Annotated in this window: 21 protein-coding genes; 4 read left to right on the top strand and 17 right to left on the bottom strand. The window is 63.3% G+C overall.

Translation table 11 applies throughout. From position 1 onward, the window contains the following. Window positions 1-8: 8 nt before the first annotated feature. Window positions 9-1433: an aminotransferase-like domain-containing protein gene (locus tag AC1Z32_RS34640; RefSeq protein ID WP_483483307.1), complete on the top strand. Its 1425-nt coding sequence runs from the start codon at window positions 9-11 to the stop codon at window positions 1431-1433. A gap of 114 nt (window positions 1434-1547) precedes the next feature. Here the strand turns inward: AC1Z32_RS34640 and AC1Z32_RS34635 are convergent, their stop codons facing one another. Together AC1Z32_RS34635 and AC1Z32_RS34630 are read right to left on the bottom strand one after the other, a co-directional pair. Next, complete coding sequence (locus AC1Z32_RS34635; RefSeq protein WP_483483306.1) at window positions 1548-2381, bottom strand: NAD(P)-dependent oxidoreductase; 834 nt, start codon at window positions 2379-2381, stop codon at window positions 1548-1550. 62 nt (window positions 2382-2443) lie between these two features. Beyond that, the gene (locus tag AC1Z32_RS34630) at window positions 2444-2674 is read right to left on the bottom strand and encodes a hypothetical protein (RefSeq protein WP_483483305.1); all 231 of its coding nucleotides are present in this window, start codon (window positions 2672-2674) and stop codon (window positions 2444-2446) included. A 488-nt stretch (window positions 2675-3162) separates the two neighbouring features. Here AC1Z32_RS34630 and AC1Z32_RS34625 point away from each other — a divergent pair, with 488 nt between their 5' ends. Continuing rightward, on the top strand, window positions 3163-3579 hold the full coding sequence (locus AC1Z32_RS34625) for a MarR family winged helix-turn-helix transcriptional regulator (RefSeq protein ID WP_483483304.1): 417 nt from the start codon (window positions 3163-3165) through the stop codon (window positions 3577-3579). Between the two features lie 58 nt (window positions 3580-3637). Here AC1Z32_RS34625 and AC1Z32_RS34620 read toward each other — a convergent pair whose 3' ends face one another. Genes AC1Z32_RS34620 through AC1Z32_RS34610 form a run of 3 tightly spaced genes read right to left on the bottom strand, consistent with a single transcriptional unit; the run spans window position 3638 to window position 5643 of the window. Continuing rightward, window positions 3638-4249: a hypothetical protein gene (locus AC1Z32_RS34620; protein ID WP_483483303.1), complete on the bottom strand. Its 612-nt coding sequence runs from the start codon at window positions 4247-4249 to the stop codon at window positions 3638-3640. A gap of 32 nt (window positions 4250-4281) precedes the next feature. Then, window positions 4282-5055: a molybdopterin-dependent oxidoreductase gene (locus tag AC1Z32_RS34615; protein WP_483483302.1), complete on the bottom strand. Its 774-nt coding sequence runs from the start codon at window positions 5053-5055 to the stop codon at window positions 4282-4284. A gap of 3 nt (window positions 5056-5058) precedes the next feature. Further along, window positions 5059-5643 carry a cytochrome b/b6 domain-containing protein gene (locus AC1Z32_RS34610; protein WP_483483301.1) on the bottom strand — a complete coding sequence of 195 codons (585 nt, stop codon included), beginning with the start codon at window positions 5641-5643 and terminating at the stop codon, window positions 5059-5061. A 153-nt stretch (window positions 5644-5796) separates the two neighbouring features. Between AC1Z32_RS34610 and AC1Z32_RS34605 the strand changes: the two genes are divergently transcribed. After that, a complete protein-coding gene (locus AC1Z32_RS34605) occupies window positions 5797-6468 on the top strand; it encodes a heavy metal response regulator transcription factor (protein ID WP_483483300.1) in 672 nt (223 codons plus the stop codon). Beyond that, window positions 6465-7940, top strand: coding sequence for a heavy metal sensor histidine kinase (locus AC1Z32_RS34600; RefSeq protein WP_483483299.1), 1476 nt, complete (start codon window positions 6465-6467; stop codon window positions 7938-7940). Before AC1Z32_RS34605 ends, AC1Z32_RS34600 begins: the two co-directional genes overlap by 4 nt. Here AC1Z32_RS34600 and AC1Z32_RS34595 read toward each other — a convergent pair. The 12 genes from AC1Z32_RS34595 to panE all read right to left on the bottom strand — a co-directional run bounded on the left by AC1Z32_RS34595 (window position 7892) and on the right by panE (window position 19581). Further along, window positions 7892-9694, bottom strand: coding sequence for an FAD-dependent oxidoreductase (locus tag AC1Z32_RS34595; RefSeq protein WP_483483298.1), 1803 nt, complete (start codon window positions 9692-9694; stop codon window positions 7892-7894). The two genes, AC1Z32_RS34600 and AC1Z32_RS34595, sit on opposite strands and share 49 nt — an antisense overlap. Next, on the bottom strand, window positions 9691-10797 hold the full coding sequence (locus tag AC1Z32_RS34590) for a DedA family protein/thiosulfate sulfurtransferase GlpE (RefSeq protein ID WP_483483297.1): 1107 nt from the start codon (window positions 10795-10797) through the stop codon (window positions 9691-9693). Before AC1Z32_RS34590 ends, AC1Z32_RS34595 begins: the two co-directional genes overlap by 4 nt. Before the next feature lie 281 nt (window positions 10798-11078). Next, a complete protein-coding gene (gene denD, locus AC1Z32_RS34585; RefSeq protein WP_483483296.1) occupies window positions 11079-12044 on the bottom strand; it encodes a D-erythronate dehydrogenase in 966 nt (321 codons plus the stop codon). A gap of 16 nt (window positions 12045-12060) precedes the next feature. Next, window positions 12061-12849, bottom strand: coding sequence for a 2-oxo-tetronate isomerase (gene otnI / locus AC1Z32_RS34580; protein WP_062609367.1), 789 nt, complete (start codon window positions 12847-12849; stop codon window positions 12061-12063). Window positions 12850-13189: 340 nt separating this feature from the next. Then, the gene (gene otnC, locus AC1Z32_RS34575; RefSeq protein WP_483483295.1) at window positions 13190-13831 is read right to left on the bottom strand and encodes a 3-oxo-tetronate 4-phosphate decarboxylase; all 642 of its coding nucleotides are present in this window, start codon (window positions 13829-13831) and stop codon (window positions 13190-13192) included. Next, window positions 13831-15108, bottom strand: coding sequence for a 3-oxo-tetronate kinase (otnK, locus tag AC1Z32_RS34570; RefSeq protein ID WP_483483294.1), 1278 nt, complete (start codon window positions 15106-15108; stop codon window positions 13831-13833). The genes otnC and otnK overlap by 1 nt, the downstream gene beginning before the upstream one ends. Beyond that, window positions 15108-16001: an L-threonate dehydrogenase gene (gene ltnD, locus AC1Z32_RS34565; protein ID WP_483483293.1), complete on the bottom strand. Its 894-nt coding sequence runs from the start codon at window positions 15999-16001 to the stop codon at window positions 15108-15110. The genes otnK and ltnD overlap by 1 nt, the downstream gene beginning before the upstream one ends. 10 nt (window positions 16002-16011) lie before the next feature. Then, a complete protein-coding gene (locus AC1Z32_RS34560; protein ID WP_483483292.1) occupies window positions 16012-16716 on the bottom strand; it encodes a FadR/GntR family transcriptional regulator in 705 nt (234 codons plus the stop codon). A 107-nt stretch (window positions 16717-16823) separates the two neighbouring features. Further along, complete coding sequence (locus tag AC1Z32_RS34555) at window positions 16824-17162, bottom strand: thioredoxin family protein (protein ID WP_483483291.1); 339 nt, start codon at window positions 17160-17162, stop codon at window positions 16824-16826. A gap of 84 nt (window positions 17163-17246) precedes the next feature. Further along, window positions 17247-17807 (bottom strand): hypothetical protein, encoded by a 561-nt coding sequence (locus AC1Z32_RS34550; protein WP_483483290.1) that lies wholly within the window; start codon window positions 17805-17807, stop codon window positions 17247-17249. A gap of 86 nt (window positions 17808-17893) precedes the next feature. Continuing rightward, window positions 17894-18226, bottom strand: a complete 333-nt coding sequence (locus AC1Z32_RS34545) for a hypothetical protein (protein ID WP_483483289.1) — start codon at window positions 18224-18226, stop codon at window positions 17894-17896. A gap of 425 nt (window positions 18227-18651) precedes the next feature. Continuing rightward, window positions 18652-19581: a 2-dehydropantoate 2-reductase gene (panE, locus tag AC1Z32_RS34540; RefSeq protein ID WP_483483288.1), complete on the bottom strand. Its 930-nt coding sequence runs from the start codon at window positions 19579-19581 to the stop codon at window positions 18652-18654. Window positions 19582-19584: the final 3 nt, after the last annotated feature.

Here is a 19584-nt window from a genome sequence, read left to right as displayed (position 1 = left end):
CGAACACCATGAACGCACTTCCGCTTCACATCGACGGCGGCACCGGCGTGCCGCTGACCGAGCAGATCGTCACGCAGATCGAGGCGCTGATCCGCTCGCGCCGCGTGCTCGCGGGCGCGAAGCTGCCGTCGATTCGCCAACTGGCCGCCGAGCAGCGCATCAGCCGCTTTCCCGTGATCGAGGCGTATGACCGGCTCGCATCGCGCGGGCTCATTCAGCCGAAGCACGGCTCGGGGTTCTACGTGGCGAATCACGTGGAGGAATGCGACCGTCTCGCGGGCAACTGCGATCCGCGCCTCGCGGAAGAGGAATCGAACCAGATCCTCCAGCAGTTCAACTACCCAGGCGAGACGCTGAAGTTGTCGAGCGGCTTTATTCCCGAAGCGTGGCGCGACGTGGACGGCATCACGCAGGCTATCCGTCAGGCGTCGCGCGTGGACGTTCCCAGCGTGATCGATTACGCGATTCCTCATGGCGACACCAATCTGCGTCAGCAGGTCGTCATGCGCATCAACGCGCTCGGCATCGACGCCGATCTGCCCAACGTGATGATCACGAACGGCGCGAGCCAGGCGCTCGATCTCGTCGTGCGCTACATGCTGAAGCCGGGCGATACCGTGTTCGTCGAGGATCCCGGCTATTACAACCTCTTCGGCCTGTTGAAGCTGCAAGGCGTGCGGCTCGTCGGCGTGCCGCGGCTCGCGAACGGACCCGACATCGATGTCGCCGAGGAATTGCTGAAGCAGCATCAGCCGAAGCTCTTTTTCATCAACACCGTGTTCCAGAACCCGACCGCGACGAACATCGCGCCGCAGGTCGCATTCAAGCTGCTGCAGCTCGCGACGCAACACGGCTTCTCGATCGTCGAGGACGATATCTACGCGGACTTCCAGGCGGTGCCGACGCAACGGCTCGCGTCGCTCGATCAGCTCGACCGCGTGATCTATGTGGGCGGGCTGTCGAAGACCTTGTCGTCTTCGCTGCGCATCGGCTATCTCGCGGCTAATCGCGAGCTCGTGAAGAATCTCGTCGACGTGAAAGTGCTGACGAGTCTCGGCGGCACGCGCTTCGCGGAAAGCGTCGCGGCGAGTCTTCTGGAACGCGGCACGTATCGCAAGTATCTGGAACGGCTGCGCAAGCGCGTGCGCGATTCGCTGTCGAGCGCGGTGCAGACACTCGAAGGCTACGGCTGGGACGTGTTCGACGAGCCGAGCGGCGGCAACTTCGTGTGGGCGAAAGTGCCGGGCATCGACGATTCAGCCGTGCTCGTCGACGAAGCCGTGAAATTCGGCGTGACCCTCGCGCCGGGCAGCTACTACCGCCCGAACGGCGAAGCGTGTCCGTGGGTGCGCATCAACTCGGCCTATGCGGGCGACCGGCGCGCGGCGCGCTTCTTCGAAGCCATGACGGAAGCCGCCGCCGCGCGCGCATAGCGCAAGTCATTGCGCGCCTCATTTCGCGCCTCATTTCGCGCCTCATTTCGCGCCTCATTTCGCGCCTCATTGCGCGCCTCATTTCGCGCCTCATTGCGCGCCTCATTCCGCGCCTTATTTCGCACGTTCGCCGAAGAAGCGTTCGAGCGCACCGGTTGCGTCCTGATCCTTCGCAAGCCGCGCGTAGAGCCCGGCCGCGCCTTCATAGATGCGATGCTCGGCAAATCCGTCGCCGATGAACTGCGCGATCTCTTCCATCTCCGCAACCCATCGATAAGCCTTCGGCGGCATGCGCGGTACATTGCTCGCGAGCCATGCGGCGAGCGCGGGCTGACTCTCCGCCAGCTCGCTGAGAAGCGCATCGCCCGCGCCATTTCGCATCGCGGCGAGCGACATCGCCGAACCGATTGCCGTCAGCCCTTTCGTGATGCCCGCATACGACATCTTGAGCGCGGACGCCGCACCCACTGGTCCGTCGAGCACGCGCACGGCGAGGCCGGCATCCGCGAGTTGCCGTGTGCGCGCCGCATGCGGCCCGGACATGTAGAACTTCGGCGCGGACGGCTGGCCGATGATCGCGCCATCGACGAAGGGCGTATCGGTCGGGTCGAGCAGGCGTGCTATGCGTTCGACGGTGTCAGGGTTGATCGCGTTGCAATCGACATAGACGGGCTTCGCATTCGCTCGTTCGAGCACGGACGCGATGCGGCTCGCGGACTCCACCGCGACGGCAGGCGGCACGATCGACAAGATGAAATCGCATGTCACGAGGCTTTCGAGGCTTGTGTCTTCCATGCCCGCATCACGCGCACGCGACGCGCTCGCGGCGCTGCGGCCTTCGAGCGATGTCAGCACGCGCGCGCCGCCTTGCGTCAATATGCGGCCGATGGCCGATCCCATGCTTCCCGCGCCGAGCAGCGCGACCGATGGTTTGGTCGATTGAGTCACGTGCCAGCTCCATGTGTAGAAACGAAGCACAGAATACGCTCGCAAGCGTGAACGCGCTCGGGCTATTCGCTCTCGTCGGTGCCGGACGAACTGAGCTTCCAAAGCGCATCGAGCCGGCGCAACACATCGTGTCCTTTGGGTGTGAGCAGCGGCAAGGGATCGCCGCCCGGCAATCTGCCGATCTCGACGAGCGCCTCCTGCCGAAGACGCGCCGCGTGCTGTCCGAACAATTCCACCTGATGGGGCGCACGCTGAACGAGCAGCAGCGTGGCGATTTCGTGAGGGCTCAGCATTCGTTTCTCCGTGCATTGCACGAGCGGAAGACTCGCGACCCGAAACGCATGGTAGACAACGAAGCTGGCAAATCGACTACATGGATTTTTCCGCGCGTTACGCGGTTACATTCTTGAAATCGGCAGGTATTGCAACATGCTTCAGCGAGTCTTTCGTTTCCGTTATTTGATTCGGCATCCCTATTAAATTGCACAAAAGAGCGCCCTTTTCGAAGGGTTTCTTCTGCCGCGCGAGACCGTGACGATTGATCGGACGGAAGTGTCGCGCCAGGCGCCGTCGATATACAGCTCCGTATTCGAATAGGCGGAAAAGCCGGAACGAGTGTTGCTCACGCATGTCTCGTCACGAGAAGCGTAGCCCGACCTTACATTACGCGCGTTGAAATGACGCAGCCGGCGATGTTATCGGGAACTCGTAAAATCTGCCGATACGCGCTATGTTCAATCGATAGTTGCAGATCGAATCACATGACACCATGGTGAACCGTATGTTCGACCAATGCCTTTATTTCAACACCACCGCGCTCGCGCGCACGCTAGAGCGCGAATGGGCGAAAGCATTCAAACCTTTCGGTCTCACGCCGTCTCAGGCGTTCATGTTGCGCGCGGTCGTCGAGCGTCCCGGTCAACTGCAGGGCACGCTCGCGGATGCACTCGCCATTTCCCGTCCGACGGCCACGCGCACGCTCAACGGCCTGCAAAGGCTCGGCCTCGTCGAGCGCTGGTCCACTGAGCGGGACCGCCGTGAATCCGCGATTCATCCCACCGATTCCGCACATGCAATGATGAAGCGCATCGGCACGGTCAGCTCGGAGATCACGCGGCGCATGAAGCGCAAGCTCGGCGACGCGCGTTTCGACGACACCGTGTCGAACGTCCGGCACACCCGCACCACGCTGGAATGACACGCGCCCGCCGGCATGAATCCGGCGGGCGCGTGCATTGCTCGACTAACCCCGGCACTTACATCGGCGGCACGACGCCATCCTTCTCCACGACGATACGCTGGGCCGCGAAGTCCGAACCCGCAGGGCTCGCGACGACGAACACCTTCTTGCCCGGCTTCAGATCATCATGCGTTGCGGGCGCGAAGGTCACGACCGGCACATTCTCCGGCACCGTCACCGAATTCGCGCCGCCCTTGTACGACAGCTTCAGATCGCGGCCGCTCGTGCCTTGCACGACCTGATCGACGTTCGCGTTGGTCATCGAGCTTTGCGGGCCGAGGTCCCATGCATAGTGGCCTTCGCCCGTGCCGCGCGCGGATTCGGGGAACACGAGCACTTCGGTCGCGGTGAGCTTGCCGTCCGTGCCGGTGGTCGCCGCCGTGCCGACGAACGAGCCCGGCTTGATGTCCTGCAGCTTGATGTTCTTCAGCGCGGTGACGGGCGTATCCGACTTGACGGCGATCTTCACGGTATCGCCGCTGCGCCGATGCACGGTGAGCGTATCGCCCGAAAGCGACACGATGTCGCCGCGAATGCGCGTGGGTTTCGCTGCGGGCGTCTGCGCGAAAGCCGCGGAAGCGAGTGCGAGCGTCACGATGCTGACGCCGAGTTTGATTCGAATCGACATGCAATCTCCTTCGAGTGTGGAAAGCAAGGGCTTCAGGACCCGCCGAACCAGTTGTAACCCTGGTTCTCCCAATAGCCGCCGGGATAATCGTTCGTCACGGTGATCGCGACGATGTGCTTCGGGTTCTTGTAGCCGAGCTTGGTCGGCATGCGCAGCTTCATCGGGAAGCCGTATTTCGGCGGCAGGATCTGGCCGTCGTAGGTGAGCGTGAGCTGCGTCTGCGCGTGCAGCGCGGTCGGCATGTCGATGCTCGTCGAGTAGTTGTCGGCGCAATGGAAGGCCACGTATTTCGCGCTCGTATCGGCGCCCGCGCGCGCGAGAAAATGCGCGAAGCGCACGCCGCCCCATTTGCCGATCGCACTCCAGCCTTCGATGCAGATATGCCGCGTCACCTGGCTTTCCTGCGGCATCGCGTGCAGTTCGTCGAGCGTCCACACGCGCTTGCCCTTCACGAGGCCGCCGATTTCGAGCTTGTATGTCGACGGATCGACTTCGGGCACTTCGTCGATGTCATAGAAAGCGTTGAACGGAAACGGCCGCGTGATCATCGATTCGGGATACGTCGGCGCGAGCTTGTTCGGGTCGAAGAGAAGCGCCTGAATGTCGTCGTTGAAGAACGAGATGCGGCGCAGCATCGCGTTGACGGATTTGTCGTCGGTGATGTTGCAGCCCGACAGCATCGCGAGGCCGCCGAGTGAAAGAATGCGCTTGCCGAATAGGCGGCGCGCCGGCGCCTTCAACTCCTTCGCCGCATCCTTGATGATGAGCTCGGCGTCCGGTCTCGATTTGAATAGCTTGAGCGACATGGCTTAACGACCTCGAATCATCAGCACGAGCGAACGCGGCACGAGCGCGACCATCGCGATGTGCACCACGAAGAACGCGACCAGAAAGCTCATGCCGAAGAAATGCACGACGCGGGCAGTGTCATAGCCGCCCATCAGCGTGCGAAGCACGGGAAGCTGCACGGACTTCCATACGGCGAGCCCCGAAAGAATCACGATCACGATGTCCACGATCACCGCGAGATACGCGAACTTCTGCACGGCGTTGTAGTGCGTGAGATCGTCGTGGCCGAGCTTGCCGCGCACTGCCGCGAATGCGTCGCTGAAGATGCTTTTGATCGACAGCGGGAACATGCGGCGGCGCAGGCGGCCCGTGACGAGATTCATCGCGAGATAAACGATGAAGTTCGCGAGCAGCAGCCACATCGCCGCGAAATGCCATTGCAGCGCGCCGCCGAGCCAGCCGCCGAGCGTGATCGCGGGCGAGAAAGTGAGCGGCTTGAAGATCGGAGATGCGTTGTAGATCTGCCAGCCGCTCGTCACCATGATCAACACGGCGAACGCGTTGAGCCAGTGCGTGATGCGCAGCCATAGCGGTTGTACTTGCACGTCGTGCCTCGCGAATTGGAAGACGGTTCGAGAGGCATGGTAGCCACGCGCCTCTGATCGATCGATGACCTCTCCATGACTTTTTTGTCATTTTCGAGGGACACGTATGTGCTCTCGCTAGAATGTCGTCAATGACATTCACGCAGCGCCAGCATGACCATCCTCGTTATAGAAGACGACCGCAAGACCGGCGACTACCTGAAAAAAGGGCTCATCGAGTCCGGCTATCAGGTCGATCTCGTGCGCAACGGCACGGACGGATTGCATCAGGCGCTCGCGAACAACTACGAGCTGATCGTGCTCGACGTCATGCTGCCGGGCATCGACGGCTGGCAGGTGATGTCCGCGTTGCGCGCGAAACGTGACTTGCCTGTCATTTTTCTCACGGCGCGCGATCACGTGACGGACCGCATTCACGGGCTCGAGCTCGGCGCCGACGATTACCTCGTCAAGCCTTTCTCATTCACGGAACTCGTGCTGCGCATCCGGACCTTGCTCAGGCGAGGCGTGATGCGCGAATCCGATACGTTTCAGATCGCGGACCTGCATGTGGATGTCCTGCGCCGCAAGGTGACGCGCAAGGGCATCGATATCGCGCTGACGAACAAGGAGTTCGCGCTCCTGCATCTCTTTTGCAAGCATCAGGGCGAGGCGCTGTCGCGCACGCTGATCGCATCGGAAGTGTGGGACATGAACTTCGACAGCGACACCAACGTGGTCGATGTCGCGGTGAAGCGTCTGCGCGCGAAGATCGATAACCCGTTCGATCTCAAGCTGATCCACACGGTGCGCAGCATCGGCTATTCGTTTGGGGAGAATCCTTGAACCGGCCTTCGCGCTCGCTCGCGGTACGTATCGCGCTTTCGTTCGCGGTGATCGTATGCGTCGTCGTGGGCATGGTCGGCGCATCGCTCTATCACGCGACGAATCGCGCGCTGTCCACGCGCGCGGATTATCAGCTCATCGGGCGCGTCGAGCATTTCCGTTCGCTCCTGCACGATCTCTACACGATCAAGGAAATCGAAGCACGCCCCAGGCTCTTCGAGACGATGCTCGGCGACCGGCAGGACGTCATCCTCTTTCGACGCGCGGGCACGACGCCTTTCATCAACGTCAATCCCGAGCAGATGCCGCTGCCGCCGCTTCATATCGTGCCGGTGACGCGGCCCATCGGGCTCGATGACCTCTACGAAGGCTCGCGCGCCGATGGCGTGCGCATGCGCTGGGTCGGCGCGCAGGCGCGCATCGGCGAGAGCGGCGAAGTCGTCGAGATCATCGCGGCGCACGTGATGACGCAGGAGGCGCGCGTGTTGTCGGCGTATCTGGAACGCGTGTGGATCACGGTGATCGGCGCGGTGCTCGTGACGCTGCTGCTCGCTTACTGGGTCACGAGCCGCGGGCTCATGCCGCTCAAGTCGATGGCCGGAAAGGCCGCGGAAATCACGCCGGATAGGTTGTCCGCGCGGCTCGATGTCGCGCATGCGCCGGCGGAATTGCAGAGCCTCGCCGCATCGTTCAATGCGATGCTCGATCGTCTCGAACACGGCTATGAGCGCCTGCTGCAATTTTCCGCCGATCTCGCGCATGAAGTGCGCACGCCGATCGGCGTGTTGATCGGCGAAACGCAGGTCACGCTCGCGCATGAGCGCAGCGTCGCGGAATATCGCAGCGTGCTCGAATCGAATCTGGAAGAACTGGAGCGGCTCGCGCGCATTGCGCAGAACATTCTGTTTCTGGCGCAGGCGGATCATGGCCAACAGCGTATCGAGCGCGAGCGGCTCGATATCCGCGAGGAGCTCGAAACCATCGGCGCTTACTTCGAAGGCATCGCCGATGAACGCCGCATCACGTTCGATATCGACGCCGATGGTGAAATGGTTGCAAACGCAATCATGTGCCGCAGAGCGATCGGCAATGTCGTGGTGAATGCGGTGCGCTACGCGACGGCGGGCACCATGGTGCGCCTGCGCGGACATGCGGATGAAGCAGGCGCAAGCATCGTCGTGGGGAATGTAGGCGCGCGGATCGGGCAGGAAGAGCTTGCGAAGCTCTTCGACCGCTTTTATCGCGGCGATGCGGCGCGCAGCGAATTCACCGAATCGAGCGGGCTCGGGTTGTCGATCGTTCAGGCGATCATGCGGCTGCACGGCGGCAGCGCGTCCGCCGCATGCACGCCGGATGGATGGATCGAATTCACGTTGCGGTTTCCTTCGATGGATGAGTTCGCCGCGGACCGCAACGCGAATCCCTACCTCAAGGAAGCCTCCAAAGCTTCCCGCTGCGCCAGCAACCCGTGAATCTGCGAGACGACCGCCGCGCCTTCACCCACCGCCGCCGCAACACGCTTGGTCGAATTCGACCGCACATCGCCGATGGCGAACACGCCCGGCACGCTCGTCTCGAGCGCGAGCACGCCTTGCGTGCGTCCTTCATGCGCCTCGGGGCCGGTCAGCACGAAGCCCTTGCCATCGACATTCACATTGCAATTGCGCAGCCAGTCGGTATTCGGGTCCGCGCCGGTGAAAAGAAACAGATGCCGCGAGTCGATCGTGAGCGGCCCGTCCGGCGTCTTGCAGTTGACCGCGGTGAGCGCGCGGCCATCGCCGTCGAGCGAGGTGATTTCCGTGTGCGTGCGCACCGTCACGTTCGGCAATGAGCCGATGCGCTCGACCAGATAGTGCGACATGCTCGCCGAAAGCCCCGCGCCGCGAATCAGCACATGCACGTGCTTCGCGTGCGTCGCGAGATACACGATAGCCTGCCCCGCCGAGTTACCGCCGCCGACGAGCACGACCTCCGAGTTCTTGCACAGCTTCGCCTCGACCGGCGATGCCCAGTAATACGTGCCGTGCCCTTCGTAGCGCTCCAGCCCCGCGATATTCGGCCGCCGATACGCCGCGCCCGATGCGATCACGACGGTCTGCGTCGTGACGCGCGTGCCGTTCTCCAGTTCGATCTGAATCGGATTGCAATCGCAATGCAGCGCCTTGATCTTGGTTGGGATCGCGATATGCGCGCCGAACTTCTGCGCCTGCACGAACGCGCGCCCGGCGAGCGCCTGGCCGGAAATGCCGGTGGGAAAGCCGAGATAGTTCTCGATGCGCGAGCTCGCGCCCGCCTGACCGCCCGGCGCGCGGCAATCGAACACGGCCACTGACAAGCCTTCGGACGCCGCATACACCGCGGTCGCGAGACCCGCCGGCCCCGCGCCGACGATGGCGACATCGTAGATATGCGCCGGATCGAACTCGGGCAGCCAGCCGAGTTGCGTCGCGACCTGATTCTCGTCGGGCGCGCGCAGCACGGTGCCGTCCGGACAGATCACGAGCGGAAAATCGGATGTCGATGCCGAGATGCGCTCGAGCAGCGAGATCGCGTCGGGATCGGTGCACGCGTCGATCACCGTGTGCGGATAGCCGTTGCGGCGCAGGAAGCCTTGCAGCGACACGAGCCGGCCATCGTCGGACTGGCCGAGCAGCACCGGACCGCTGCCCTTCTCGATCAGCCCGACGCGCCGCAGGATCAGCGCGCGCATGATGCGCTCGCCGAGTTCCGCTTCCGCGACGAGCAACGCGCGCAGACGCTCCGGCGGAATCACGATGCCATCGACATCCTCGGCCGCGAGGCCATCGACGAGACAGGGCTTGCCCGAAAGCTGCGCCACTTCCGCCAGAAAATGCCCCGGCCCATGCTCGACGACGAGATGCTCCTGCCCGAGCGCATTGCGCCGCGTCACGCGCACGAGCCCCTTCAGCACGATCACCATGCCGCGCCCGGTCTCGCCCATGCGGAACATCCACTCGCCGCGGCGCCAGTGCGCGGCGGTGCCGAAGCGGCTCATGCGCTCGATCTCGTTGTCGGTCAGGCGCGGGAACATCTGGTGCGCGCGCGTTTCGAGCGGCGAGAAGGGCGCGCTGTCGTCGGTGGTCACGGGCGCGGCAGCGGGCGACGGCACGACGTTCGGATTCGGATTTTCCAAAGGCTCGCGTGCGTTCCATGCGACGACATCCGGCATGCCTTGACCAAGCTCGCCGTTCGGGGTTGTGCTCATGCGCGATCTCCGTGTGGAAAACCAGCTTCATGCAGGGATGCCGGGCCCGACGACGACGCCGCCGGTGCCGCCGCCGATTTCACCGGCCACGCGCACATCGCCGCCATTTCCGCGACTTCCTCGGGCGTGGCCGCCGAGAGCTCGCCGAACTCGGTCAGCGTCGCGACATCGAAACCGGCGAGCCGCCAGGCGTCGAGTCCGCCCGTGAGCGGCAGCACGTCGCGAAAGCCCGCGGTGCGCATGGTCTTCGCCATCCACGCGGCCGACACCTCGTTCGGACACGAGCAATAGATGACGACCTTGCGCGACTTGTCGTAGCTCTCGATGATCTTCGCGAGTTCGCGCTCGTCGGCGAAAAGCGATCCGGGAATGGTGAACGGATCCAGCATGCGCTTTTCCGGCGAGCGGATATCGAAGATCACCGGCAGCGGCTCGTCGTTCATCAGCGCGTAGAGCTCGTCCACGCTGATGCGCGCCTTTTCGAGCGTCGCCATGAGCGCGCGGCGGCGCCACCAGCGGTACGCGACGTAGATCGCGAACAGCGCGGCGATGACCATCACCGCCTGACGGCCGAGTTGGGAGATCATGGCGAAGACCATTTCAAGCTGCGCCGCGAAGATCACGCCGACGACCAGCCCGACCGCGCCCCACAGCGCGATGCCCGCGCCGTCATGCGCGATGAAGCTGCGCAACCGCACGCCCATCGCGCCCGCGAGCGGCACGGAGACGAGCGAGAGACCGGGAATGAACTTCGCGACCAGAAGGATGCGCACGCCCCAGCGGCCGAAGAAGCGCTCGGTCTTCTTCACGCAGGTATCGCGCGAGAGGGACAGCTTGCAGATTGTCTTGAGCGTCTTGTCGCCGTACTTGCGCCCGCCGTGAAACCAGACGAGATCGCCGAGCACGCCGCCCGCCACCGCGACGCACAGCACGCCCAGAAGCGGCGCCCAGAACGCGCCGCCGTTCACCGCCATGAGCGCAATGGACGCGCCGACGACGATCATCGTCGGCATCGCGGGCACGGGCAGCCCGAGGGCCGCGCCCATTACGTTGAGGAAAACGATCGCCGGGCCGAATCGATCGACTAGCTGGTGCAACAACATGGGAAACTCCCGCGCGGGAAGGATGCGAATTCACTGGACGACGGGACGCGCGCCGCGAAACCGGCGCGACGAAGGCGCAAGAAGCACGAAAGCGAGAGAGATACGAGCTGGCAGCCGCTCGTGGTTCAACGCGGTGCACGCGGCGCCGGGCCGACGTTCGTCACATTTAAGGGGTAAGTGTAGCCCGGAAATGCGAACGTAAGCAGGACCGGCGCGCGGGACGCGGGCATCGCGCGCGCGATGCCCGGTGCGGGAAAGACTCGATGCGCAGAGTGTGGGATTCAGCCGCGTTCGTCGGCAATATAGGCGCGGATCACGTCGGCGAAATTCTTGTCGCCGGACAGGCCCAGTTGCTCCGCGCGCGCCGGATTCCACGCGCCCGGCCAGCTGCCGACAATCTTCTCGATGCGCTCGTCGTGCTGCCAGTCGATGCGCTGCACCGCTTCCTCGCCCGCCACCTCGCGCAGCGCCGCGACCATCTCGTTCACGCTCACCGACAAGCCCGGCAGATTGATCACGGGCCGGTTGCCCAGCTTGTCGCGATCGATCTCGCAGCCCGCGATCAGCGCCTCGATCGCGCTCTTCGGCGAGAGGACCCATACGCGCGTGTCGCCATCGACGGGACAGGTCGAGCGCTCGCCGTTCAGCGGCTCGCGGATGATGCCGCTCGCGAACGAAGACGCCGCCGCGTTCGGCTTGCCCGGCCGCACGCTGATGGTCGGCAGGCGCAGCACGCGGCCATCGACGAAGCCGCGCCGCGAGTAATCGGAGAGCAGCAGCTCGGCGATCGCCTTCTGCGTTCCGTACGACGATTGCGGATTGAGCGCGGTGTCGTCCTGCACGACATCGGGCAGCGTGCCGCCGTACACCGCGACCGAGCTCGTGAACACGACGCGCGGTGCGTGGCCCGCCGCGCGGCACACTTCGAGCAGCGCGCGCGATGCGTCGAGATTGATCTTCATGCCGAGATCGAAGTCCGCTTCGGCCTGGCCGCTCACGATCGCGGCGAGATGGAAGATGGCTTCGGTCTGCGTGTCGATGCAGCGCTCCAGCACCGCGCGATCGGAGATGTCGCCGGTTTCGGCGCGCACGCGCTTGTCGGCGAGAAGCCGTTCGTCGTTCGGGCGCGCCACGTCGAGGAGCACGATTTCCGTGACCGGCTTGCCGTCGAGTTCGTTACGGTCGAGGAGACGCTTGGCGAGACGCTGACCGAGAAAGCCCGCGCCGCCCGTGATGAGAATCTTCATATGGTCGCTTCCTTGCTCACAGATAAGGTTTGAGCCAGCCGAGGCCCTCGGACGTGCCCGCCTTCGGCTTGTATTCGCAGCCGATCCAGCCTTCGTAACCGAGCGAATCGATCAGCTCGAACAGATACGGATAGTTGAGTTCGCCGATATTCGGCTCGTGCCGCTCCGGCACGCCCGCGATCTGAATATGCCCCACGCCCGCGTTCGGACGCTTCATGTCGCGCTTGAGCTTCACCGCGATATCGCCTTCGACGATCTGGCAGTGATAGATGTCGAACTGCACTTGCAGATTGGGCGCGCCGATTTCGTCGCAGATCGCTTGTGCTTCGTCCTGACGGTTCAGGAAGAAGCCGGGAATGTCACGCGTGTTGATCGGCTCGATTACGATGCCGATGCCTGCCTTTTGCGCTTCTTTTGCCGCGTATTCGAGGTTCTTCAGGTATGTTTCGCGGTGTTTGTCGCGAGGTTGATCTGGCGCGATCAGGCCGGCCATTACGTGCAGTTTCTTGTTGCCCAGCACGGCGGCGTATTCGAGGCCTTTTTCCACGCTCTTTTTGAACTCTTCCTCACGCCCGGGCAGCGATGCGATGCCGCGTTCGCCCTTCGCCCAGTCGCCCGGAGGCGCGTTGAAAAGCGCTTGCGTCAGATTGTTGTCCTTGAGACGTTGCTCGATGTCTTTCGCTGCGAAGTCGTACGGGAACAGGAACTCGACCGCCTTGAAGCCGTCTTTCGCCGCAGCGGCGAAGCGGTCTAGGAATGCATGCTCCGTGTACATCATCGTCAGGTTTGCGGCGAATTTTGGCATTTGCCTGTCCTCCTTGGGTTCTCGGTCGATGCGGCTTGCGCTTCTATGAAATCCTGTGTTCGTGTCGGTCTATTTGCGTTGCCCCTATGCGGGGCGGCAGTCACTTTCTTTGCTGCTGCAAAGAAAGTAACCAAAGAAACAGCTTTCCCCATCCAAAGTACTTCAGGCCGGCCCCGGCACAGAACTTCGCTCGTGGTCCGGCAGTAGCGAGTGCCCTCGCAGGTCTTACCGGGCCTGGTTCGCGCACGGTCTGTCACATCGCGCCGCATAACAAACTGGTTCAGCAGTCATTCATCCGGCACCGCGCTTCGCGCTGCCGTCAGGCTCTTCCGGTGGTTTGCTACCAGCGCGCGCCAAATGTATTGCGTAGATCCTCTATCGCCGCTTCCGGCAGCGGTTCGGGGCGCGGCGTCGTCGACAGATACAGCTGCGCGGTTTCCTCCAACTCTTCCAGCGCGTAACTCGCGTGCGATACCGATTTCTCCCACACCACCGGCCCAAGGCGTTCGAGCAGCACCGCGCGCACTTTCGACGCCAGCGCCGCCACTTCCTCCGCCACGGCGGCGTCGCCCGGCCGGCGATACGCGATCAGCGGCACATGGCCGACCTTCATCACGTAGTACGGCGTGATCGGCGGGAGCACGTCCTCGTTCTTCCACACGCCCGCGAGCGTCAGCGCGACGAGATGCGTCGAATGCGTATGCACGACGCCGCGCGCATCGGCGTTGTTCTCGTAGATGCGCCGATGCAGCGCCAGCGTCTTCGACGGCCGTCCGCCCGAGACGTGATTGCCTTGCAGGTCGACCTTGGCGATGTCGTTCGGATCGAGACGGCCAAGGCACGCATCGGTCGGCGTGATGAGCCAGCCGTCGTCAAGGCGCGCGCTGATGTTGCCCGCGCTGCCAACCGTGTAGCGGCGCTCGTAGAGGCTCTTGCCAGTGATGCAGATCTCTTCGCGAATGGAGTTTTCGATCGATGCCATCACAGTGCCTTCAGCGCCTTTTCGAAGAAATCGGTCGTGCCGAAGTTGCCGGACTTGAGCGCGAGGCCCAGCGCATCGTCGGCTTTCGCGCCGATGGATTGCGTCGCCGGCACGCCCGGATCGATCTGCGGCCCAATGCGCAACGAACGCACATCGAGCGCCTGCACGACCGCGCCCGATGTCTCGCCGCCCGCAACGACGAACTTGCGCACGCCCGCATCGCGCAACTGGCGCGCGACCGATGCAAGCGCCTCTTCGACCAGATGCCCCGCCTTTTCCACGCCCAGCTCCTTCTGCACGGCCTTCACTTCATCGGGTGCCGAGGTCGCGTAGATCAGCACGGTCTCGTTTTTCGCGAGGTGATCGCGCGCGAATGCGACGGCCTGATCGGCCACCGGCTCGCCACGCGAAAGCGCCATCGGATTGATGCGAAAGCTCGGCTTCGATTCGCGCCAATGCGCGACCTGCGCGTTCGTCGCCTTCGATGCGCTGCCCGCCAGTACCACCGACCCGCCTTCGATCTTCGGCAGATCGGCGGCATGTTCCGCATGCGCGAGCAGGTTCGCCGCGCGGAAGTTCTTCGGCAGACCGAGCGCGATGCCCGAACCGCCCGTGATCAGCGCAAGATCGCGGCATGCCTCGCCGAGTGTGTAGAGATCGGCATCGGACACGGCGTCGGCGATCGCGAGGCGAACGCCTTCCTTCTTCAACTCGCCGATGCGCGCGCGGATCGCGTCCGCGCCCTTCGCGATCGTGTCGTAGCGAATCAGCCCGACTTTCGATTTCGTCTGCCGCTGCAAGACGCGCACGAGGTTCGGATCGGTCATCGGCGTGAGCGGATGATTCTCCATGCCGGATTCGTTCAGCAGCACGTCGCCGACGAACAGGTTGCCGCGAAAGATCGTGCGGCCGTTCTCGGGAAACGCAGGGCAGGCGATCGTGAAATCGTCCTTCAGCGCGTCCAGCAAGGCATCCGCGACCGGACCGATGTTGCCCTTATCGGTGGAATCGAACGTCGAGCAATACTTGAAGAAGAACTGGCGGCAGCCCTGCGCGCGCAGCCATTCGAGCGCGTCGAGCGATTGCTTCACCGCATCGTCGGCAGGGATCGTGCGCGACTTCAGCGCGACGACGATCGCGTCCGCTTCGATCTGCGTCCCCGCCTCGGGAATGCCGATGGTCTGCACCGTGCGCATGCCGCCGCGCACGAGCATGTTGGCGAGATCGGTCGCGCCGGTGAAATCGTCGGCGATACAGCCGAGCAGTGCCTGCGTCATCACTTCGCTCCCTTCGGGACTTCGATGCCCGGAAAAATCTTGATGACCGCGGAATCGTCTTCGCCGCCGTGGCCGGCCGTGGACGCCATCATGAACATCTGATGCGCCGCCGCAGAGAGCGGCAGCGGGAATTTCGAGGTGCGCGCCGTGTCCAGCACGAGGCCCAGATCCTTCACGAAGATATCGACGGCGGAGAGCGGCGTGTAATCGCCCGCGAGAATATGCGGCACGCGGTTCTCGAACATCCACGAGTTGCCCGCGCTGTGGGTGATGACGTCGTAGAGCGCTTCAGCATCGACGCCTTCGCGCAAGCCCAGCGCCATGGCTTCGGCCGCGGCCGCGATATGCACGCCCGCGAGCAGCTGATTGATGATTTTCACCTTCGAGCCCGCGCCGTGCGTATCGCCGAGCCGGTAGACCTTGCCCGCGACCGCATCGAGCACGTCCTCGCAAGCGGCGTAGGCATCGGCGGGGCCGGAAGTCATCATCGTCATGTCGCCGGAATTGGCCTTGGCCGCGCCGCCGGACAAGGGCGCGTCGAGCATCAGCACGCCCTTTTCCGCGATGCGCTCGCCGAGGCTAGCGGCGAATTGCGGCGATACCGTCGCGCACGCGAGCACGACGCTGCCGGGCTTCATCGCGGGCACGGCGCCGCCTTCGCCGAACAGCACGGCTTCGGTCTGCGCGGCGTTGACGACGACCGTCAAGACGACCTCGCACTTGCCCCCCAGCTCAGCCGGCGACGCGCACGCGATACCGCCTTCGGCCGCGAATGCATCGAGCACGGGCTTGCGCACATCGCATGCATGCACGGCGAAGCCCGCGCGCAAGAGCGAGCGCGCGACACCCATGCCCATCGCGCCCAGGCCGATTACCCCGACGTTTCGTGTCATAGCAAAGTCCTTAACAGATGCCGGCTTCCGCCAGACGGCGCGCGGCGTTGATGAGATGTGTCTGCGCGGCATTGCGCGCGGCGGCGGCATCGTGCGCGCGGATCGCCTCGACGATCGCCGCGTGCTCCTCGCGCACCTGCCGCATGAAATCCTCGCGCAGCGCCTCGTTGCCGCGCGTGACGAGCGTGCCGGCTTCGAGATACTGGTTCAGAAAGGTGAGGGTTTTCAGGAAGTACGGATTGCCGGTGGCGTTGGCGATTTCCCGGTGAAACGCGACGTCCTCCGCGACGCCGTCGCGGCCTTCGCCCACCGCCGCGTCGATGCGCGCGAGGGCGGTGTCGATCGCCGCCATCTGCTCGTCGGTGCGGCGCAGCGCGGCTTCGGACGCCACTTCGGCTTCGATCGCCCGGCGCAGCGCGAGTATCTGCATGACCGCGCCCGGCTCGACCGCCTGCGCGTAATCGATGCGCAGCGGCCGGATGCCCGCGCGCTCGACGATGAACACGCCGCTGCCCTGCCGCGGCTCGACCATGCCTTCGTTCTTCAGCCGCGAAATGGCTTCGCGGATCACGGTGCGGCTCACGCCGAATTCCTGCGAGAGCACGGCTTCGGTCGGCAGCTTGCCGGTTTTGGCGAAGCTGCCCTTCTCGATCAGCTTTTGCAATTGCTGCGCGACCGAATCGCTCATGGCGCGCTGCGGGATTTTCTCGAACATGCGATCCGATGAAGCTCGTAAAGTCATCGGGTCATCATACAAGTTTTCGGGATGAACGTTGACCGAGGGATAACCCTCGGCCACGCGTCATTCGGCGTTAGGTGGCGTTACTGAGCGAGCGGTTCGTCGATGAGGGCGAGCGCGTCGCGAATCTCGGAGACGTCGCCGGGGCGCACGAGGCGCGCGACTTCCTTGCCGCCCAGCATGAAGATGAGCGTCGGCCAAAGCTTCACGCGAAACGAGCGGCCGAGCGGGCGGCCGCTGCCGTCCTCGATCTTCATGTGCTTTACCGCGCCATGCCCGTGGAACGCCTGCGCGATCAGTGGCTGCGCGGCACGGCAGAAGCCGCACCAGTCGGTGCCGAATTCGACCACCATCGGGCCGCTCAGCGCATCGACTTCGGCGCGCTCGGGCGCGGTTTTCGCGTATTCGATATTCATGCTCATGGCGCTCGTCCTGGCTCCTTTTGTGTCTCGATGAAATCAGCAGAAAGCTTGCCCGCTCGCTGTGGAACGGGCGCTGGGCACGTGTCAGACGCCGACGGCAATCGCCGTCACTTCGTTATGCAATCCGGCGGTGATCGTCACCGGGATATTCATCCGCAACGCCATCATGAAAAGGCTGTTTCGGTTGTCGTAAGTATCGTTATTAGGCCACATATGGGTGCAATACCGGGAACCGTCATCGGTTTGCAGCACGTAGTTGATGGCGGCGCCCTGATCGTTGTCGACGATTCTAACGATCATTCCGGCGCGGCTGTCCCGAAGTTTCAGAAACGCGCAACTCAGCGAGGGCATCGGTGAATTGCTCGGCGCGATGGCGATGCCGGTAATGTTTCCGGAATCGTCGCCGGACAGTGTAATGGGCAATCCGTAGTCCAGCGCCATCATCAGGAGAGTATTTCGATTCTGGTGAGTGAGGATATTCAACTGGCCGCAATACAAAGCGCCCTCTGCGGATCTCAAAACGAAATTAACCTTGTCGAGATCGTTCGAATCGATAATGCGGATGAGAAATCCGCCTTTGACACCCGTCAGCGGAATACCGCCAGGGACGAGGCACAGGTTGGAAGAACTATCATTGTTTCTCACTGGTGATCCTTTCCAAATGGATTCGGACTCGCGCGAGTCGAAATGCGCGGCGCGACTCGGCGCGTCTTTGATTCAAGACTATCGCCTCAGATTTCCTCTGTCTGATTCAGACCATTTCCGCGGGGCGATTGGCCGAAGGCGCCAATGACCGCCGTTCTGACATAACTATTTATTCCGCCGGCCAGCATGATCGAGCGTCCGGATTCGAGCGCCATGCAAAGCAGCGCATGGCGGTTGCGCCGGCGCCGCGCGTCCATCTGGGCGCAATATTGCGTTCCGTCGGGCGCCTGCACGAGATAATTCACATAGACCGATGCGTCGGAGTCGATGATCCTGACGATCACTCCGGTCCTTACGCCGTCCAAGGGAATTTCCGGATGAACAAGGGACGGTATTACGGGCGAACTTCTGATCTTCATTCTTTGTTCTCCTGACTGATTATGCGGCCTTTTAAAATATGAGTTCGGCTGGTCCGAGTAGTAGGCGATTTATTAGCAACAGAAAGCTTCTGCTCATTCTTGAAGGGGCAGATATATCAGTATTTTTATGTAATTCTTTAATCATGCATTGAACTCAGGCGGACAGCTTCATCCATCCGCCACGAATAATCAGCAATAAAAGACCTCCCGCGCGACGCGGGAACGCGTGCGCCTGCCTAAATAAAAAGGGTGATTGATCGAGGGAAAACGATTAATCGTTCAGGAATTCCTCGATTAATAAGAGCGTAAATCCATGCCGCCTGAATTTTGCCGATCAGAACTGTAAATTGTCATTTTTTTACAGAAGACGCGCGCGACGCGGCCCGCCGCGAAGGTTGCGGCGGGCCGTCGACGAACCGGGCATTTCAGGCCGTGCGCGCGCGACGCGCCTCGTACGCTTTCAGATGCGCATACGCCACCGCCAGCGCGGACACCCCTTCGACCGGCGTGCGCCGCCGTGACAGCAGATCCCCGACGATGTGATCCGCTTCGATCGGCGCGCCGCTTTCCAGATCGCGCAGCATCGACGCGGTCATCAGCGAGCCGCGCTCCGAGAAGAACGCGCGAGCGCGCATGACGACCGCATCGCCCGGCGCGTGCGCATTGTCGCGCGCGACGCCGCTGCATTCGTCGAAGAGCCGGAAGAGCAGCGCCTCGCCGCCCGGCGCCGCGACGATATCGCCAATGGGCGCGCGCATCAGGCAGGTGCCCGTCGCGAGCGTGGCGAGGAACACCCACTTGTCCCACATCGATTGCAGGATGTCCCCGCTCACGTTCAGTTCGAAGCCCGCGCCGCCGAGTTGCGCGGCGATCGCGTCGATGCGCGCGGAGCGGCCGCCCGCGCGCTCGCCGATGGTCATCGAATGCATGTTGTTGAGGTGCAGGATCTCGCCGTCGTCGTCGAGCGTCGCGGCGATCACGCATTGACCGCCGAGCACGTTCGCGGGGTCGAAGCGCGCATCGAGCGCGTCGAGATGGCCCATGCCGTTCAGAAGCGGCAGGATTGCCGTATCGGGCCCGACGGCGGGCGCGAAGGAATCGATCGCGCCTTGCAGGTCGTAGGCCTTGCAGCTCAGCAGCACGAGGTCATAAGGACCGTCGATGTCTTTCGCGAGGACCATCGGCGGACAGGCGAACGCGAGATCGCCCTCGGGGCTCTTCACTTTGAGGCCGCACTGCCGCAGCCGCTCGGCGCGACGCTCGCGCACGAGGAAGGTCACGTCCCTGCCCGCTTCGAGCAGCCGCGCACCGAAGTATCCGCCGATGGCCCCCGCGCCCACTACCAGAATCCGCATATC

Source organism: Caballeronia sp. 11_S32 (assembly GCF_056930355.1).
Note: the sequence above shows the minus strand (reverse complement) of the source record. Positions and strands in the feature narration are given on the sequence as shown.

Coding starts and splice junctions, on each gene's coding strand:
- otnC (WP_483483295.1), bottom strand. CDS start 13,831: ATGGCATCGATCGAAAACTCCATTCGCGAAGAGATCTGCATCACTGGC.
- otnI (WP_062609367.1), bottom strand. CDS start 12,849: ATGCCAAAATTCGCCGCAAACCTGACGATGATGTACACGGAGCATGCA.
- ltnD (WP_483483293.1), bottom strand. CDS start 16,001: ATGACACGAAACGTCGGGGTAATCGGCCTGGGCGCGATGGGCATGGGT.
- AC1Z32_RS34620 (WP_483483303.1), bottom strand. CDS start 4,249: ATGTCGATTCGAATCAAACTCGGCGTCAGCATCGTGACGCTCGCACTC.
- AC1Z32_RS34560 (WP_483483292.1), bottom strand. CDS start 16,716: ATGTTCGAGAAAATCCCGCAGCGCGCCATGAGCGATTCGGTCGCGCAG.
- panE (WP_483483288.1), bottom strand. CDS start 19,581: ATGCGGATTCTGGTAGTGGGCGCGGGGGCCATCGGCGGATACTTCGGT.
- AC1Z32_RS34590 (WP_483483297.1), bottom strand. CDS start 10,797: ATGTTGTTGCACCAGCTAGTCGATCGATTCGGCCCGGCGATCGTTTTC.
- AC1Z32_RS34640 (WP_483483307.1), top strand. CDS start 9: ATGAACGCACTTCCGCTTCACATCGACGGCGGCACCGGCGTGCCGCTG.
- AC1Z32_RS34630 (WP_483483305.1), bottom strand. CDS start 2,674: ATGCTGAGCCCTCACGAAATCGCCACGCTGCTGCTCGTTCAGCGTGCG.
- AC1Z32_RS34595 (WP_483483298.1), bottom strand. CDS start 9,694: ATGAGCACAACCCCGAACGGCGAGCTTGGTCAAGGCATGCCGGATGTC.
- AC1Z32_RS34545 (WP_483483289.1), bottom strand. CDS start 18,226: ATGAAGATCAGAAGTTCGCCCGTAATACCGTCCCTTGTTCATCCGGAA.
- AC1Z32_RS34615 (WP_483483302.1), bottom strand. CDS start 5,055: ATGTCGCTCAAGCTATTCAAATCGAGACCGGACGCCGAGCTCATCATC.
- otnK (WP_483483294.1), bottom strand. CDS start 15,108: ATGACGCAGGCACTGCTCGGCTGTATCGCCGACGATTTCACCGGCGCG.
- denD (WP_483483296.1), bottom strand. CDS start 12,044: ATGAAGATTCTCATCACGGGCGGCGCGGGCTTTCTCGGTCAGCGTCTC.
- AC1Z32_RS34605 (WP_483483300.1), top strand. CDS start 5,797: ATGACCATCCTCGTTATAGAAGACGACCGCAAGACCGGCGACTACCTG.
- AC1Z32_RS34625 (WP_483483304.1), top strand. CDS start 3,163: ATGTTCGACCAATGCCTTTATTTCAACACCACCGCGCTCGCGCGCACG.
- AC1Z32_RS34555 (WP_483483291.1), bottom strand. CDS start 17,162: ATGAGCATGAATATCGAATACGCGAAAACCGCGCCCGAGCGCGCCGAA.